14 protein-coding genes are annotated in these 16,638 nt (G+C 54.3%); 7 read left to right on the top strand and 7 right to left on the bottom strand.

From position 1 onward, the window contains the following. The first annotated feature begins 71 nt into the window (after positions 1-71). The 3 genes from MKZ15_RS09630 to MKZ15_RS09620 all read left to right on the top strand — a co-directional run bounded on the left by MKZ15_RS09630 (position 72) and on the right by MKZ15_RS09620 (position 2,845). On the top strand, positions 72-1,322 hold the full coding sequence (locus MKZ15_RS09630; RefSeq protein WP_339821563.1) for a methyl-accepting chemotaxis protein: 1,251 nt from the start codon (positions 72-74) through the stop codon (positions 1,320-1,322). 108 nt (positions 1,323-1,430) lie between these two features. Continuing rightward, positions 1,431-2,321 carry an RNA polymerase sigma factor SigJ gene (gene sigJ, locus MKZ15_RS09625; RefSeq protein ID WP_213621765.1) on the top strand — a complete coding sequence of 297 codons (891 nt, stop codon included), beginning with the start codon at positions 1,431-1,433 and terminating at the stop codon, positions 2,319-2,321. A 71-nt stretch (positions 2,322-2,392) separates the two neighbouring features. Next, entirely contained in the window at positions 2,393-2,845 is a 453-nt protein-coding gene (locus MKZ15_RS09620; RefSeq protein ID WP_193415162.1) for a carboxymuconolactone decarboxylase family protein, read from the top strand. Positions 2,846-2,922: 77 nt separating this feature from the next. Here MKZ15_RS09620 and MKZ15_RS09615 read toward each other — a convergent pair whose 3' ends face one another. Beyond that, a complete protein-coding gene (locus tag MKZ15_RS09615; protein WP_339821558.1) occupies positions 2,923-5,115 on the bottom strand; it encodes an alpha-galactosidase in 2,193 nt (730 codons plus the stop codon). A 135-nt stretch (positions 5,116-5,250) separates the two neighbouring features. Continuing rightward, positions 5,251-6,639: an MFS transporter gene (locus tag MKZ15_RS09610; protein ID WP_339822377.1), complete on the bottom strand. Its 1,389-nt coding sequence runs from the start codon at positions 6,637-6,639 to the stop codon at positions 5,251-5,253. Between the two features lie 141 nt (positions 6,640-6,780). Here MKZ15_RS09610 and MKZ15_RS09605 point away from each other — a divergent pair, with 141 nt between their 5' ends. Continuing rightward, the gene (locus MKZ15_RS09605) at positions 6,781-7,662 is read left to right on the top strand and encodes a LysR family transcriptional regulator (protein ID WP_213622093.1); all 882 of its coding nucleotides are present in this window, start codon (positions 6,781-6,783) and stop codon (positions 7,660-7,662) included. Positions 7,663-7,668: 6 nt separating this feature from the next. Here MKZ15_RS09605 and MKZ15_RS09600 read toward each other — a convergent pair whose 3' ends face one another. Beyond that, positions 7,669-7,875 carry a DUF5957 family protein gene (locus MKZ15_RS09600; protein WP_213621767.1) on the bottom strand — a complete coding sequence of 69 codons (207 nt, stop codon included), beginning with the start codon at positions 7,873-7,875 and terminating at the stop codon, positions 7,669-7,671. A 41-nt stretch (positions 7,876-7,916) separates the two neighbouring features. Beyond that, the gene (locus tag MKZ15_RS09595) at positions 7,917-9,416 is read right to left on the bottom strand and encodes a multicopper oxidase family protein (RefSeq protein WP_339821554.1); all 1,500 of its coding nucleotides are present in this window, start codon (positions 9,414-9,416) and stop codon (positions 7,917-7,919) included. A 160-nt stretch (positions 9,417-9,576) separates the two neighbouring features. On the opposite strand from MKZ15_RS09595, the gene MKZ15_RS09590 reads away from it, so the two are divergent. Beyond that, a complete protein-coding gene (locus MKZ15_RS09590) occupies positions 9,577-10,263 on the top strand; it encodes a response regulator transcription factor (protein ID WP_339821551.1) in 687 nt (228 codons plus the stop codon). 56 nt (positions 10,264-10,319) lie between these two features. Continuing rightward, complete coding sequence (locus tag MKZ15_RS09585; protein WP_339821548.1) at positions 10,320-11,639, top strand: ATP-binding protein; 1,320 nt, start codon at positions 10,320-10,322, stop codon at positions 11,637-11,639. Between the two features lie 28 nt (positions 11,640-11,667). Here the strand turns inward: MKZ15_RS09585 and MKZ15_RS09580 are convergent, their stop codons facing one another. The 3 genes from MKZ15_RS09580 to fabF all read right to left on the bottom strand — a co-directional run bounded on the left by MKZ15_RS09580 (position 11,668) and on the right by fabF (position 15,563). Then, positions 11,668-12,867, bottom strand: coding sequence for a VanZ family protein (locus MKZ15_RS09580; protein ID WP_213621769.1), 1,200 nt, complete (start codon positions 12,865-12,867; stop codon positions 11,668-11,670). Positions 12,868-13,043: 176 nt separating this feature from the next. Next, positions 13,044-14,147: a DUF4349 domain-containing protein gene (locus MKZ15_RS09575; protein WP_339821544.1), complete on the bottom strand. Its 1,104-nt coding sequence runs from the start codon at positions 14,145-14,147 to the stop codon at positions 13,044-13,046. A 177-nt stretch (positions 14,148-14,324) separates the two neighbouring features. Next, positions 14,325-15,563, bottom strand: coding sequence for a beta-ketoacyl-ACP synthase II (gene fabF / locus MKZ15_RS09570; protein WP_339821542.1), 1,239 nt, complete (start codon positions 15,561-15,563; stop codon positions 14,325-14,327). Between the two features lie 161 nt (positions 15,564-15,724). Here fabF and MKZ15_RS09565 point away from each other — a divergent pair, with 161 nt between their 5' ends. Next, entirely contained in the window at positions 15,725-16,564 is an 840-nt protein-coding gene (locus tag MKZ15_RS09565) for a helix-turn-helix transcriptional regulator (RefSeq protein WP_155605231.1), read from the top strand. Positions 16,565-16,638 lie beyond the last annotated feature (74 nt).

Below are 16,638 nucleotides of genomic sequence, written 5' to 3'. Positions count from 1 at the left end.
TATACCCCTGACGTCATGGATGATATAATTATGGTAGAATTCACCTATTACTTAAGGAGGACATGAATCTCATGACATGGTTCAACAGACTTCCCTTATCCGGAAAGATCTCCGCCGCGTGTTATCTCGTGGCTGCGCTCTTTGCCGTCCCATCGCTGATCGTCTTCATCCTGCTGGGACACATCGTCATCGGCATCTTAATGATCGCCGTATTGGCAGCGCTTACTTTCCCGCTTTCGCGCTATCTCCAGAAAGCGCTTACGGGTTCGTTCGATGATATCACCAGCGCTTCCGCAAAAATCGCCAAAGGCGATTTTACCAGCCGAATCTCGGAATCCGGAGGCATGGACGATCTTAGTCGCTCCTTCAACAGCATGGTGGACAAGCTGCGCAAAATCCTGCAGGAGACCTCGGATATCACTCGCAAGGTAATGGACTCCAGCCGGAGCATTTCCGACCGCAACCAAGAGCTGATCGAAGTCATGACCCAAGTCACCCACTCCTCCAGCGAGCTGGCGCTTGGCGCGAACGCCATCTCCGAAGACGTCAGCGGCATGAAAGACGCGATCGGCGAGATTGAACAGAAGGTAAGCAATTACACCGATTCTACCCGTGAAATGAATCAACGGTCCGACGAAATGATTCAACTGGTGGAGCGCGGACGCGAATCCGTCTCGCGGCAAGCGAATGGCATGCGCAAGAACATTGAAGCGACCGAGAAAGTTGCCGATTCCATCGAAGCTTTGGCCAAAAACGCGCAAGGCATTACCAAAATTACCGCGACCATCTCGGAAATAGCCGAACAGACCAACTTGTTGTCATTGAACGCCTCCATTGAGGCCGCACGGGCAGGCGAGCACGGAGCCGGATTTGCAGTGGTTGCCCACGAGGTTCGTAAGCTGGCCGAGGAATCGACCGCATCGACCAAGGAGGTATTCAATCTGGTCCGCAGCATCGAGCTGGATGTGAAGCAGGCGGGGCAAAACATCAAAATCAATGAAGAGGTCGTCCGGCAACAAAGCGAAATGATCCGCGAAGCCGAGCAAATCTTCCAAGAGATCGTCCAAAGTGTTCAATACATCAGCGGGGAGATCGCTGCGTTCTCCAGAGAAAGCGAAGCGATGCTGGAAAGCGCACAGAATATCTCCTCTTCCATTCAGAACATTTCCGCCATTACCGAAGAATCCGCGGCGGGCACTGAACAGGTATCGGCATCCATGAACGAGCAAATCACTTCGATCCGGGCCATGGCCGAGGAATCCGAAGCGATGAAAAATGCGGTGTTCCAGTTGCAAAAGACGATACATATCTTCAAGTTCTAATCGATCACTGCCAAAGCCCAGCCCTTCACTCAAAAGGGGGCTGGGTTTTTTTCTTTTTTTCGGTAAGATAATAGATAGTGAATCGCAAAGAACGGAGGATAGGCAACCATGTCGACGTCTGCCCAATTGGCTCAGTATTATCAAGAATACCGCCACTCGATGACCGCCCTCTCATACCGACTGACCGGATCTTGGTCGGAAGCAGAGGATATCGTGCAGGAAGTGTTCACCGACCTGCAGCAAAACATACAAGCCGACCGTATTCGTCAACCAAAATCCTATTTGATGCGTTCCGTCGTGAATCGTAGTCTAAACGCATTAAAGTCACCTCGTTTGTCTCGAGAGCTTTACACCGGACCCTGGTTACCCGAACCCGTCTTTGATCCGCTTCCGGAGACGCACCTCGACCGCTTGTTGCGGGAGGAGCAAATTTCTTACGCGTTTATGGTGTTGCTGGAACGCCTGACCCCCGACGAAAGAACCGTGTTTGTTCTAAGGGAATCTTTTGCCATGGAGTACGAGGAAATCGCCGAGATTCTGGGGAAAAGTGCGGTAGCCTGCCGGAAGCTGCTGAGCCGAGCTCGGAACAAGATCAAAACCGACCGGGATGCGGCTCCGACTCCTGCTGATGAAAAAACCGTAGCGAAATGGACCGGCGAATTTTTGAAAGCGGCAAAGACCGGAGAGTTTGGCCCGCTCCTCCATTTGATTCGGGAAGATGCGGTACTGATTTCAGACGGAGGCGGCAAAGTACGGGCAGCCATCAATCCCATCCTGTCCAAGGAGCGCGTTATTGCATTCTGGCAAGGGATTCAGGCCAAAGGTTCACTGCAGGGTGAACTGGTTCCTACGCGGATCAACGGGGAAATCGGACTGGTCCATTACCGCGATGGACACGTTATTCACGTGATTCTGTTCGAAGGCGATGCGCACGGACGTATCCTTCGTTTCTACTTGATCAGCAATCCCGATAAAATCTTCAGAGCTCCGTCGGTTTAGTTGTCACAACTCGCTCCCTCCCCTTGTCTTACCTACGTAAGAACAAACAACATCCAATGGAGGGATTCGATATGAAAGTCAGAATGGACCACTATCAAGCCAACCCGAACGTTTACCAGGCGATGAGTCGGTTGGAACGGCAAGTGACCGAGAGCGGACTTGACCGGGTTTTGTACGAGCTGATCAAAATACGCGCATCGCAAATCAACGGCTGCGCTTATTGTCTTGATATGCACACGACGGAAATGCGCCAGCTCGGTGAGAGCGAACAGCGGATTGCCCTGGTCAGCGTTTGGCGGGAAGCTCCTTGCTATACCGATCAAGAGAAAGCGGTGCTGGAGTTGACCGAAGCCGTAACCCGAATCGCCGATGGCGGCGTGCCGCAGGTGGTTTATGACCGGGTCCGCAGCTTTTTCAACGAGAAGGAAACGATGGATCTCATCTTCGCGATCAATGTCATTAACTGCTGGAACCGCATCGCCATCACTACCGGCATGTTTCCCGGCTGCCGCGATGAAGGTTAAACAGTTAAACGCAAAATGCCGATTGGCGAACAAAAAAGACCTGAAGGAGTGAAGCCTCCTTCAGGTCTTTGCTTATGTTATCGCTTCGCTTTCAGTCGAACCATCTTGCTGCTAAAGTCGCCGCGCACCGAGGCCATGGACAAGCCGGCACTCATCAAGCGGTCACCGCCGTATACCTCACCGCTTCCGGCCAACTCATAATCTTTAGCCGGGTCAAGCCCTTGCAGTTTGACGCCGCGCAGTGGGCCGTTGGGTTCTGCGAGCACCCGGAAATAGAACAAGAGCGCTTCCTCTTGATCCGGGCTGACGAACATCCAAGCCGTTTCGTTGCCTTCGAACGGGCTTTGTAGACGATACAAATCACCTTGTTGAACCAATCCGCGAATTTCTTTGTACATCGCGATCTGGCGCTTGGCTGTTTCCTTCTCTTCGTCCGTAAACCGAGTGAGATCCAATTCGTAGCCGAAATTGCCGGACATCGCCACGTCCCCTCGGAACGTCAGCGGAGTCGTTCTCTCCACTTGATGATTCGGCACGGCGGAGATATGCGCCCCCATTGTGGATACCGGATAGACGATACTGGTGCCGTATTGGATTTTCAAGCGCTCCGCCGCATCCGTATCGTCGCTTGTCCAAGTTTGCGGCATGTAATACAGCATACCTGGGTCAAATCGGCCTCCGCCTCCGGAGCAGCTCTCGAACAGGATATGCGAAAATTCGCTCGTCAAGCGTCCCAACAGTTCGTACAGACCCAACATGTATCGGTGAGCTACCTCTCCCTGCCGTTCGGCCGAACTAGCTGCTGATCCGATCTCCGTCATGTTCCGGTTCATATCCCACTTGACGTACGTGATCGGCACCGTGGAGAAGATATCGCTCAGTCGGTCGTACAAGTACTGGCGCACATCGCTGCGCGACATATCCAACACCAGCTGATCGCGCGCTTCCGTGCGTCGCCGCCCCGGGACGTGTAAGCACCAGTCGGGATGGGCCCGGTACAGATCGCTGTCCGGAGAGACCATTTCGGGCTCGAACCAAAGGCCAAACTGCAGTCCGTTGTCCTTGACACGATGGGCTAAGTCCGCCAACCCGTCGGGCAGCTTGCGGCGATCCTCGAACCAGTCGCCCAGCGAGCTGTTATCGCGATCGCGCCGGCCAAACCAGCCGTCATCCAGTACAAAGAGCTCAATGCCCAGCTTGCTGCCTGCTTTGGCGATGGCTTCAATTTTGTCCGCATTGAAATCGAAATACGTCGCTTCCCAGTTGTTGACGAGGATAGGTCGTTCCTGATCGCGGAATTGCCCGCGGCACAACCGGGTCCGATACAGCCGATGATAGGTGCGCGACATCCCTCCAAGCCCTTCGGCGGAATACACAAGCACCGCCTCCGGCGTTTGGAAACTCTCCCCCGGCGCCAGCTTCCAAGTGAAATCAAACGGATTGATCCCGATCGAAACCCGGGTTGTCCCAAACTGCTCGACTTCCGCTTCGGCGGTAAAGTTCCCGCTATAAACCAGGCTGAAGCCGTAAACCTCGCCTTGCTGCTCTGTGGCATCCGGCCGCAGCAACGCCAGGAACGGATTCTGTTGGTGGGAGCTTGAACCGCGGCGGCTGCTGATTCCGGTCACCCCCGGAGCCAGCCGTCTGCGCTGCACATGGCGTTCGCGTGCCCAGGCACCGGACAGGTATAATGCATCATAAGAAGCGTCCGGGAAATCAACTGAGGCGCTAAGTGCACGCTCCAATTGGATCGGTTCACCGCTCTCATTGCGGAGCCGGGCCGATCTGGCGATGGCGTCAAAATCCGCAAACACCGTGTAGCTTAACACGACGGTCAGGCCGGAGATGCGATCCTCCAGCTCCAGCTCCAGCGTTTCCGCCTCGCGATCCTGCTCGACGTAAACGGCAGGAAGCCCCTCAAGAAGCGGCTTCCCCGGGACGATTCGATGGGAGCGATACGTCAACTCCGTCGCCCGGGTGCCATTGGCGAGCCGCACTTGGTAAGCCGGGCGACGGAAGTCGCTTGTCCCGTATTGCGGATATTCCTGCGGTAGGGAGTCCAGCGAGATCGATTTATCCTCCGGGATGGGATTCGGGCTGAATGATGCACGTTCCTGGAAGGTTAACAAACCTTCCAGGTTGCTGTCATGACGAAGCTTGGCACCGAAATACGCATGCGCGGGATACCCGTGTACCAACTGAATCACATAACTCGTATTGCGGGATTGTAAATGGAAAAGGCCTTTCGCTTCATCGAAAATGATAGACATTTCGCGATCCTCCTGGTAGGTTCTTATCTGACTTTATTTGCATTCATCTTACTCCATTCTACTATCATACCCAGGAGGAGTAACGAGAATAAAGTGATCTTCTATATGGATTTTTGTGATTTAATCACGTTTAACTCAATGAGGCCTGTCGCTCATCAAAGTCTCCGTGGCACGTTGAGTTTGGCGATGATAATAACGGTACGACAGCAGGATGCCGATATGCAGCAACGCCAAAACGAAATAAATATTGGCGAACACGGCGGAGCCCTCAAATGGATTCAACGGGTTCCAATGGGATGCGGAGCCGTGGTCTACCGCCTTGCCGTAGAGGCTGGTCGAGACCGCGCCGGACAAAAAGCCCAGCATGGACAACAGCCCCATGCCCACACCGGTCTGCTCCTTGGGCAGGGTGCGGGAAATCGTGTTGGACAACGCCAATTGCATGAACATTTGCCCCACATTGCCCAGGATCAGAATTGCCGCTATCCAGCCTGCTGCCGCCCCGGACACCACCGAAATCAGAGCAAAGCAGCTGATCAGCAGTAGGGACGCTACATAAACAACGAAGGAATTGCCCTTGACGTCTGCGAGCTTCCCCCCTTTACGGCCGAGGATCGCCGATGCGACAGCCCCTGGCACCATGGCAAACCCGATCCAACCGGGAGGAAGCCCGTTCACTTCCGCCAGCAGCTGGGGCGTCAGGAATGGCAGCGCATAACCGATCCCCAAGACGAGCACCGACAGCACTAGCCCGTACGAATAGCTTTTATTCCGAAATAACCGCGGATTCACGAACGGCTGCGAGGCCCCTCGGATTCGCCAAAGAAACAAGAGAAACAGGATCAAACTGCCTAAGTACAGCTCCCACCGCCCATAGGTAACACCGAGCAATAACAACGTGACTGTACTGCCAAGCAGCCCCCCGCCAAGCCAGTCGATCCGAACGGTCTGAATCGGCTCGTCGCTGAGGTACTTACGGTAGAACGGCAAGGTGAACAGCATGAGCATAGGAATACAAAACAACCATCGCCAATCGACCAAACTGACCAGCAGCGCAGACACGACCGGACCCATCGCGCCACCGATCGCGAGTCCCGTGGCTGTAATCCCCAGCGCATACCCGCGGCGCTCGGCAGGGAAATGCCGTACCGGAATGATCATCGCGGCCGCGGGCACCACTGACGCTCCGGCTGACTGCAGCACGCGGCCTAGCAAGACCATCCAATACGCCTGAGCCGACAGTCCGGTTAATGAACCTACACAAAACAAGATTAACCCGAATGTCAGCAGCTTCCTCAACTGAAAAGCATCCGCCAGCTTCCCGTAAATCACGGCCCCGATGGCGTAAATCAAAGCATATGCCGTTGAAACCCAGCTGACCTGGGTCACGGACAAACCGAATTCGCCTTTGATTTCGGGGAGCACGATATTAAACATCGTTGCCCCCATGGATGACAAGATCATCGTAAAAGCCAAAACACGGATCAGTTTCTCGCTCGCCTCGGATGAAACGGCATTTTTCATCATGATCGTCCCCCTGTCGATTTCCTCACAAGTTATTGTATGATTGAATATTAATAATGAAAAATATATATTAATTTATATATTCATAACCTTGAGGATATCGATTGATCGAATTCAAAATAGAGGGGAGTAATCATGCGCATGGAATTACTGCAATTGGAGTATTTCCGCACGGTCGCTCATATGGAGCATATGACCCGAGCCGCCCAAGAGCTGCACATCGCCCAGCCGGCGCTCAGTAAGACGATTGCCAGGCTCGAGGAAGACTTGGGAGTACCGCTGTTCGATCGGCAAAATCGTCAGATTCGGTTAAACGCCTTCGGCAAAGCCTTTTTGAAAAAGGTCGAGACCGCGCTTGACGTCCTCGATGAGGGGCGGCAGGAGGTGGCGGATCTGGCGGGATTGGAGCGCGGCAGCATCCACTTGGCCACAAATACGCTGGGGCGTATTACGACCGCGCTTGGGGCCTTTCGCGAAACTTACCCAGAGGTAAGCTTCCGCATCCTTCAGACTTCGCCGGCATCCGTCGAGGAAATGATCGAGCTGCTGGAAAAAGGCGAGGTCGATCTCTGCTTCACCGCTTCCTCGCTTGATCATCCGGGAGTGTGCGAGCAGCCGGTGTTGGATGCCGAGGTGTTTCTCGCCGTCCCGCCCGGCCACCGCTTGGAGGCAAACAAAAGCGTCCGCCTCGAAGACGTGGCGGACGAACCTTTTATCGAATATAAAGCAGGCCACCCGTTTCGCAAAATGAACGAATCGTTCTGCCTGACTGCGGGCATTCGCCCACGCATCGTCTGCGAGGTGGACGAACCGAACGCGCTTGGCAGCCTCGTCCAGGCCGGATTAGGCGTCGCCTTCGTACCGGCATGCCGGAAGGACGAACGCCCTCCCTACCCGATGCTGCGGATTGAAAGCCCGGAGTGTCGGCGCGTTTTCTCGGTCGCTTGGCTGGAACGCCGATATTTATCCGAAGCCGCACGTCGGTTTCGGCAGTTTCTCGGCGAATATTATAGTGAGGCGTAAAATCGCTTATTGCTTACTTCTGCGCAGCGGTCGCTTAAGAACGCCCCACCCTGCCAACGCCGCGGTCACGAGCGGCAAATACTTGATGCCTCTCAGCCAGGAGAGATCGCCTCTAAACCAAGTGACCGCGGAGATCGCGATGATTTCGCTGAGGACCAATCCGCCAATCAATCCGCCAATCAACGCAGCGATAAACCAAAGTGCTTTTTTCATCGTAAATTCCTCCTAAGAATAGAAAATGACTAATCTTCCGTTTAGTCTGGCAGATTACCGGATTTGGTTCCCACGCGATACGGTGTGGTCAAACCCTCGTAGTTCACCATCATCGTCATCCCGTTGGCCGCATGGCCCAGATTGTGGCAGTGCTCCATCCACAAGCCGGGATTATCCGCTTTGAAGGCCACTTCATATTCCTCTCCGCTGAACAGAAGAACACTGTCCGCATATACGGGACTTCCCGTCAACGGTTTGCCGTTCTTTGTCAAGATCTTAAAGAGATGTCCGTGCAGATGCATCGGATGCGGGCCTCCGAAGGTATGCTTGAACCGGATTTTGATCCACTCTCCTTCCTTCACAAGAAGCGGAGGAATTTCGTGAAATTTCTTACCGTTAATGTCGAGGAGTCCGAGCTTCAGATCATAAACTCGATTGAATTTCATATCAGCGGTGATTCCATCCGCGAGCGGAGTTCCATAATCCGTGAAGTCGAATTGCGGCGCGTCTTTACTCAGCGGCATTGGAAGCGGACCGCTCCCCAACCTAACATTCCAGGCTTTGTGCTCTTTACTGTATACTTCGACCTGTCCGCTTGACGGCATTGTAAACAGCACGTCGTAGCGCTGGCCTCCGCCGATCGGAATCCATTGTTCCCGGAGCATCCCCGGGCCGTGTAAGTCCTGTCCGTCGATTGAGATCACCCGGAAGTCCACACCGGCCACCCCCATCCACTGCACCTCACTAGAGGCGTTGATCAGTCGCAGCCTAACCGTTTCTCCAGGAGCTGCGTCGAGATGCAAGCCACCGGTGAGCCCGTTGGTCAGCTTCAACTTCTCGTTCAGCAATTGCAGCGTAACAGCGTAATCTTGATCGTATTGAAAATCCGACAGCTTCGGCTCGACGATCAGCCGGCCGATCAGCCCTTTACCCGCCTGTTCCGAACTTTGCTGATGGGAATGATACCAGTAAGTCCCCGGATGTCGGGCGATGAATTCATAAGTAAAATGCTCCCCCGGCCAAACGGCATCTTGCGTAACGCCGGCCACACCGTCCTGAGAGCAAGGCAGAATCACCCCATGCCAATGGATCGTGACCCCCTTGTCAATGTCCCGATTGGTTAAAGTTACTTTCACCCGCTCTCCTACCTTGACCCGCAGTTCCGGACCGGGCGAAGTTCCGTTGAACGTCCAGGCCCCCGTCTTTTTCCCGTTTTCCAGGTTTAGAACGGTCTTTGCCGCGGTCAGATCAAAGCTTCTCACCTGATCCAGCTCCCCTTCGGTGGATTCAACCTCCTTCAACTCGGTGCAGGAGATCGCCGCGGCCGATTCGCCGGCTCCAGAGGTTTCGTGACCTTCGCGGCTTTCATGGCCGATAGGATTCGGGGCATCGCCAATTTCGGCTCCATGATGCATTTGGCTCATATCCACTTCCTCCGGATAACGAAGCTCATTGTAGCCGCATGAAGTTAAGAGTAGCAGGGCGCCGAAGCACACACTCCAATGTTTCAACTTATTCAATTTCAAGCCGATTCCGGCCATCTTGTTTTCCTCCTCCTTGTTGGTACGCCCTCATCATATCCGTCAAATGTTGAGAACTTATGACGATCCGTTACGGTTTCAGTGAAATTTCCCGGGTGGGATGGAAAGTGGGTAGAAAGCGGATATAATGAAAAAAACAAGCATGGGAGGACGAACCACAATGCCGCATACCTTACTGCTTGTCGACGATGAGCGTCAAGTCATTGAATTTATGGAACCCTTTTTGCAGCAGGAAGGATTTCTAACCCTCACGGCCGCGACAGGGCGTGAGGCGCTGCACAAAGCCGCTTTGCATAAACCATCGTTAGTTGTGCTCGACTGGATGTTGCCGGAAATGAGCGGAATTGAGGTTTGTCGGGAGCTGCGAAAAACGGGGACGGTCGGAATTATCATGGTAACCGCACGTGTAGAGGAAACCGACAAATTAATAGGACTTGAGGTGGGCGCCGACGACTACATGACCAAGCCGTTTTCTTTGCGCGAGTTGGCCGCCCGTATCCGCTCGGTGTTACGACGGATCGAAGGAAACTCGGGGGTTGAGCAGCTGCTGAACTACGGAGAACTGACGATTTCCGAAGCGCAATGCCGCGTGTGGAAGCGGGACATGGAGATTGCCTTGACACCAACGGAATTCAAGCTACTGCTGACACTCGCCGCAAGACCGGGTATCGTCTACAGCAGGCTACAATTGCTGGCCGCGATGGAAGATGACTTCGCCAATGACGAGCGCACGGCAGACGCCCATATCAGCCGCATCCGCAAAAAAATCGAGGATGATCCGGCCCACCCCGTTTACATCAAAACTGTATACGGGTTTGGTTACCGGTTTGAAGCCCCGCAGCCATGACCGTTTCCCGCAAACTTTTTCTCGTCATCGCCGCTTTTATTTTTGGGGTCAGTTTGATGTTTATGTTTTTCACTTATTTCACGATCCGGGACTCTTTAGAGGTCATGTTGCAATCGTCTAGGACGGAGGAACTGAATCAACTGGAGGAGGAAATCGAGGCTTATTATGAGAAACACGGAAGCTCATGGACCTCGCTGACACCCGCGGATTTGGCACGCCTTGTGCCGGAGGGGAGACTCGCGCCCAGCATCGGCTTGATGGATGCCGAGCGTCGGATGCTGGCGGTCAGCGACGACTTGCCGGTTCGATTGCTCGAGCGACTGGGAATCCACAGAGAGCTCTCCATGGAGGGAAAAACCATCGGTTGGGTTTACTACTACGATTCCGATGTGGCTAATTTGTCCAAGCTGCGAATCGGCACTCCCATCTCGGTCGTTTTCCTTGTTGGAGGCGGGGCGGTTGTTTTTATGCTACTCTCGCTAGGGGCCGCCTTTTTCGTCTCGCGATGGCTCACTTCCCCGTTGCGCCGGCTGGTACCGATCATCGATCGGCTGGGCCGTGGCGAATTCGGGATTCAAGCACCGGTGAACTCCAAAGACGAATACGGCAAGGTTGCGCAAGCGATCAACGGCATGTCTGAGCAGTTGGCGCGAGCCGAAGAAGTTCGCCGGAATCTGGTCGCCGACGTCGCCCATGAGCTGCGTACGCCGCTCACGATCATCCGCGGGAAGCTGGACCTCCTGCAGCAAGGCGGCGGCCAAATTCAGCCGGAGCATCTGCTTCCGATCCAGGACGAAATGATCCGACTCACGCGACTCGTCGGCGACCTGCACCAGCTGTCGTTGGCGGAGGCGGGCAAGCTGCCGCTGGATCTTCGGCCAACGGATATGGGTAAACTGCTGCGAGAAGTCGTGGAGCGAGTAAGCTGGGAAGCGGAGGCCAAGAACATCACGTTGTCCATGAAGGTTATGGGCAACCGCTCGATCGTCTCGGCTGATGCGGAGAGGATGATGCAGGTTTTTCTTAACCTGCTGCACAATGCGATCCGATATACGCCGGAAGACGGACGGGTCATGTTAACGCTGCGGGATGTGGACGTCGCTTCGACGGTCAACCCTAGCCCGAGACCGATGCTGCAGATTCGCGTTCAAGACACAGGCCCCGGCGTCTCCCCCGAACACTTGCCTTATTTGTTCAATCGCTTTTACCGTACGGATGAAGCGCGTTCTCGCCACGCCGGAGGGATGGGGCTGGGACTGGCCATCGCCAAGGAGTTCGTCGCAAACCACCTAGGCACCCTGGAAGCAGAAAGCCGCCCCGGAGAAGGAACGGCTTTTATCGTCACTTTGCCTATTATTGAACGGGAGCACGCCTAATTGTTGGAAGGTTCCATGAATCCGTATATTAGCGTTTTACACGAACCCTCCCATCACGAGTCGGCTCCTTCAACATGATAGCATGACCGGTACGGCTGATTTTTTCGTAGAACAACAGCGGCTCCTTCCGAAAGAAACGTTTAGCGACATGGATGAAGAAGCTCATGTTCACGCCTAGAACGAGGACGGCCAACAGCACCCGGAACAAGCTCGGCATGTCGGCCGGCGGGAAAACTAACAGGCGGTTGAGGCCAAACACTCCCCAATAGAGCAGCCCATAGCGGACGATCAGGGGAAGCAGGCCTACGGTTTGCCGCCCCGCCTTTGTGGCGGACAAATATCGCTGTACGGTTGCGACCAAGCTGCCGGTTGGCTTCTGCTCCCCCTCGTCCGCCGGAAGTCCGACCAGTTGGATCCTTACCATCCACTTGCCAGGCGTCTTCCCGCCGGTCAAATAAGGCATCAACATGAAATATAATCCCGTGGACACGAAATAAGCTTCCTTAACCCCTAACCGATAAATGACGGTCATCAAGGCACCCCAAATCAGATAGTCGAAAAATAAGGCCAGCCCGCGCCGGGTATAGGTCACCCGTTTTGTCGCCAGATTCACCCCCCGGTCCAGATGTTCGATCCGCGGCAAATACCGGGACAGCCATACGGCCAGCAAGAAACCGATCATCCCCCCAAGCGTATTGGTCATCAAGTCGTCGACGTCGAAGACGCGGTACGGATGATCATATATTCCATAGATTCCGGTCAGCTGTGTCACTTCAATCAACAAGGAGAGCAGGAACGACAGGATCAAACTCGTGATCGGGCCTGAGCGAAAATAATACCGAATCAGTATTCCGAAGGGTACGGTCAAGGCTACGTTAAAGATCACCTGCAGGAAAGCCCGCTCCTGAAGAACCCGCCAATAGGTTGACGGCTCCCCAGGAACGATCGCGGTTTCTTTGACAATGTCCTGGAAAAAGTGAAATGGAATCAACTGCAACGCTCCGTCGCTAAGCGGCAGGTTATGGCGACTCGCGGGCAACGGCAGCATAACAAGGAATAGAGCATTCAGCAAGTAAAGCAGAAACAAGTACAACACGAACGCTCTAACCTTATTGACATAACCGTGCCGCCGGTATTGCACGACCAGGAACGGTAAGGTGAACAATAACGCCACAATCGGAAACGCACCGAAAGCATACGTAATGGGAAATAAATAATTGTCTAACATCAAAAGTCAACCCTTTCAATCTGGGTAGTTTGGTTCATTCATCTTAACATAGAACGGAATGCATCCCGTTTAAGTTTAGTTTAAGAATTGGGAAGGATTATCCTATTTCCTTACACGCAAAAAAAAGCAAGCCCTAAGGGCATTCCCTTGGGCTTGCTTTTACATTCATCCGGGGCCTAATTTTCTTCCGTTGAGTCCCCATTCTCTTCCACCGGGTCCGGCTTCGTCGGCGTCACGGAACCGGCCATCGGTCCTGCCGCCTGGTCCGCCTGAAGCTGTGCACGGCGTCGCTCCCGCTCCGCCCGGTTCTTCCGGCGCGCCATCCAGATCGGGATCACGATCAAGGCTGCGATGATGAGCAGCGGCAACGCGCCGGCTGCAAATACGACCAGCCACTGGAAGAAGAGTGACAACACGTCGATGCTGCCTGTCAAAGCCTTTTTCATCCGCTCCAACAGCGGAGTATCGCCGCTTGCCGCCGCTGACAGCTGCGAAACATCGGGCTGGTACACGCGAATCTCAATCGTCGAGAAGGACACATTGCTGTCGATATACCGCATTCTCCCTTTAATCTGCTCGATCTCCGTTTGAATTCGCTCCAGCTCATTCACGAATTCAACCAGTTGCTTGGTTTGGGTCGCTTGTTCGACGAATTTCAAGTACCTCGCTTCCATGGCCTGCTTGACCTTTAAACGGGATTCCAGATCGACATACTCCTCCGAGACATCCTGTCCTAGAATGCTCCGCTGCAACGATTCCGGCTTCAGTCCCTCCAAACGGTCCAGGAACGAGGAGAAGCCTGCCGCCGGGACCTTCAGCACGAAGTTGCCGCCTTGTTCATGCTGCGATTGGTTCTCGGAAAATTCGACGATGTACCCGCCCGCCAGCATCACCAAATTGCGGATCTCCGATTGCGTTTTGGCGTAATCCTTCACTTCCATGACAACGCTCGCCCGATAAATGAGTTTACTGCTAATCCCTGCATCTGAGGCAACTTGTTGAAATCCTGGGGCGGGATTCACCGCCGTATTGCTGCTCCCGCTGCCACCGTCCGCTTTCAGATCCTGTGCAGCGGGCGCTTCAGCCGTATCGGCAGCGACCGCCGCGGTGCTTCCCCCATCCATTTCGCTTTCGGCCGAGCTGGTTGCCTTATTCGCCGCCCCGCTATAGGCTAACGAATTCGAGGCCGCATCATTGCTAGCGCTTCCACAGCCGCCCAGCAACAGCAGAATCACTACGACGATACTCCAAACGGCAACCTGTTTTCCCCTCTTGCCCATAGGTATGACCCCCTACTGTTTCAGGTTTCAAGACTCCCGCACGATGCCGGCTTTGTCGGTTCGCTTTATCTGTTCACCGTGTAAAGTCGTCTCTTACCATCTTAACGCTTCAAGGGTCAAGAAAGTTGCCCGTCCTGCAAAATAAATAACCGTCCCGAAGGACGGTTCGTTTCCAGCTTATTCCTGATATTTACGCAGTACGATCACGGCGTTATGACCGCCGAATCCAAACGAGTTGGACAACCCGATCTCAAGATCGGCCCGGCGGGATTCATGGGGGACGTAGTCCAGATCACATTCCGGGTCAGGATTTACCAGGTTGATGGTCGGCGGGATAAGCCCTTCCTTCAGCGATTGAACCAAGGCGATCGCTTCCGCACCGCCGGCCGCGCCGAACATATGGCCAATCATCGATTTGTTCGCCGTAACTGGAATACGATAGGCGTGTTCGCCAAACGCCTTCTTAATCCCTTTCGTCTCCCCAAGGTCGCCGACATGGGTGCTTGTCGCATGGGCGCTGATCACGTCCACCTGATCCGGCGTAATCCCCGCCGAAGCAAGCGCCCGCTTCATCGCCTGGTAAGCTCCGACGCCTTCGGGATGCGATGCGACAACGTGGTAAGCATCTGAGCTTGCGCCGTAGCCGATCACTTCGCCGTGGATACGTGCTCCCCTCCGCAACGCGTGCGTCAGCGACTCCAGCACGACGATCCCCGCGCCCTCGCTCATCACGAAGCCATCGCGATCGGCGTCAAACGGCCGGCTAGCCTGCTCAGGAGAGTCGTTCCGCTTCGATAACGCGGTCGCATTCCCGAAGCTGGCCAGCGCGAGGGGATGCACCGCCGCTTCCGTACCGCCGGCGATCATCACGTCGGCTTCGCCGCTGCGGATTAAACGGAACGCTTCACCGATCGACGAGTTGCCGATCGAGCAGGCCGTAACCGGCGATAGGGTTTCGCCCAATGCGCCGAAGCGGATGCTGATCTGCGCGGCGGCCATATTGGAGATCATCATCGGCACCAGGCTGGGACTGACCCGGTTCGGTCCGCGCTCATCCAAGACTCTAACATTGTCCGCCAGCGTTTCGATCCCGCCGATGCCTGAACCAACGTATACGCCAAATCGCTCGCGATCCAGTAGTTCCGGTTGCAAGCCGGCATCCTGAACGGCTTGTTCGGCGGCATACAGTGCGTATTGGCAGAAGAGATCCATCTTGCGGGCTTCCTTCCGCCCGAATACCGTCTCGCCGTCAAACCCGCGGACTTGCCCCGCAATCTTGGTGCCAAACGCCGTAACGTCAAAACGATCGATCGGTGAAATCCCGGACCGTCCCTCTTTTAATCCTTGCCAAAATGTATCGACATCATTTCCCAGCGGAGACAAGATCCCCATCCCGGTAATTACAACCCGTTCCATTCGTCATCCTCCTTCAGGTATCGCGACCAGATGCTGCGTGTCGCCAATAAACCTCTAATGTTTTCTATTGTAGCCCCAAAGTATCCTATTACAAGTTTTTAGTTATCCTAGTATAATAGATAACACACTAACGATGTATCCAAGGAGGAGGACATGAGCGGATGAGCACAGAACCGAGATTAGAAGCCTTATCCGAATTTTTAAAAACACAACGCGCCAAACTGCATCCCCATACGGTAGGTTTGCCGGCAGGTTCGCGCCGACGGACACCGGGTTTGCGGCGCGAGGAAGTCGCCCAGCTCGCTGGGGTAAGTACGACGTGGTATACCTGGTTGGAGCAAGGCCGGGATATCAAGGTGTCTCCCTCCGTCCTCGATGCGATTGCCGGAGCGCTTCGACTGAACGCAGACGAGCGTAAGTACCTGTTTGACCTGGCGTCTGACAGCGGTTTTCACCCGGATTGGGTTGAAGAGAAGGATCCCGTGATCAACCCGTCGCTCCATAAAATTTTGCAAGAGTTGAAATATTGCCCGACAATTATCTCCGACCGTCACTGCCATATTGTCGGATGGAATCCCGCCGCCACCCACGTATTCGTAGATTTCGAGCAGATCCCGGATGAGGAACGCAACTTGATCTCCCTCCCTTTTGCCAAGAAGGAACTGCGCAGCCTGGCCGTCAATTGGCCGCATTTCGTCAAGGGCTTCTTGGCCATCTTTCGCGCTTACTATGGACAATACGTCGCAGACCCCTGGTATTCGCAGTTCATCGAAAGAATGTCGCAGCGTTATCCGGATTTCCAGGAGTTGTGGAACCAGAGCGAAGTCAGCGCCGCTCCGGAAGTCATGATTGAATTCCGCCATGCAAAAGCCGGCAAAATGCTATTTAACTTGACCTCGCTTCAAGTACAGGGCGATGCGGATCTACGCTGCAGCATTTATACCCCAATCGAAGGAACGGCGACGGAAGCCAAGCTCAAGAAATTACTAGAGGGAACATGAAAGGATTAGTATTGACAAACTTCGAAGAAATTCGTATTGTGATTCATAGTGATACTGATAATCATTATCATATA

It is taken from the genome of Paenibacillus sp. FSL R7-0216 (assembly GCF_037969915.1).
Classification (GTDB): domain Bacteria; phylum Bacillota; class Bacilli; order Paenibacillales; family Paenibacillaceae; genus Fontibacillus; species Fontibacillus rhizolycopersici.
This window is presented reverse-complemented; position numbering and strand designations above follow the sequence as displayed.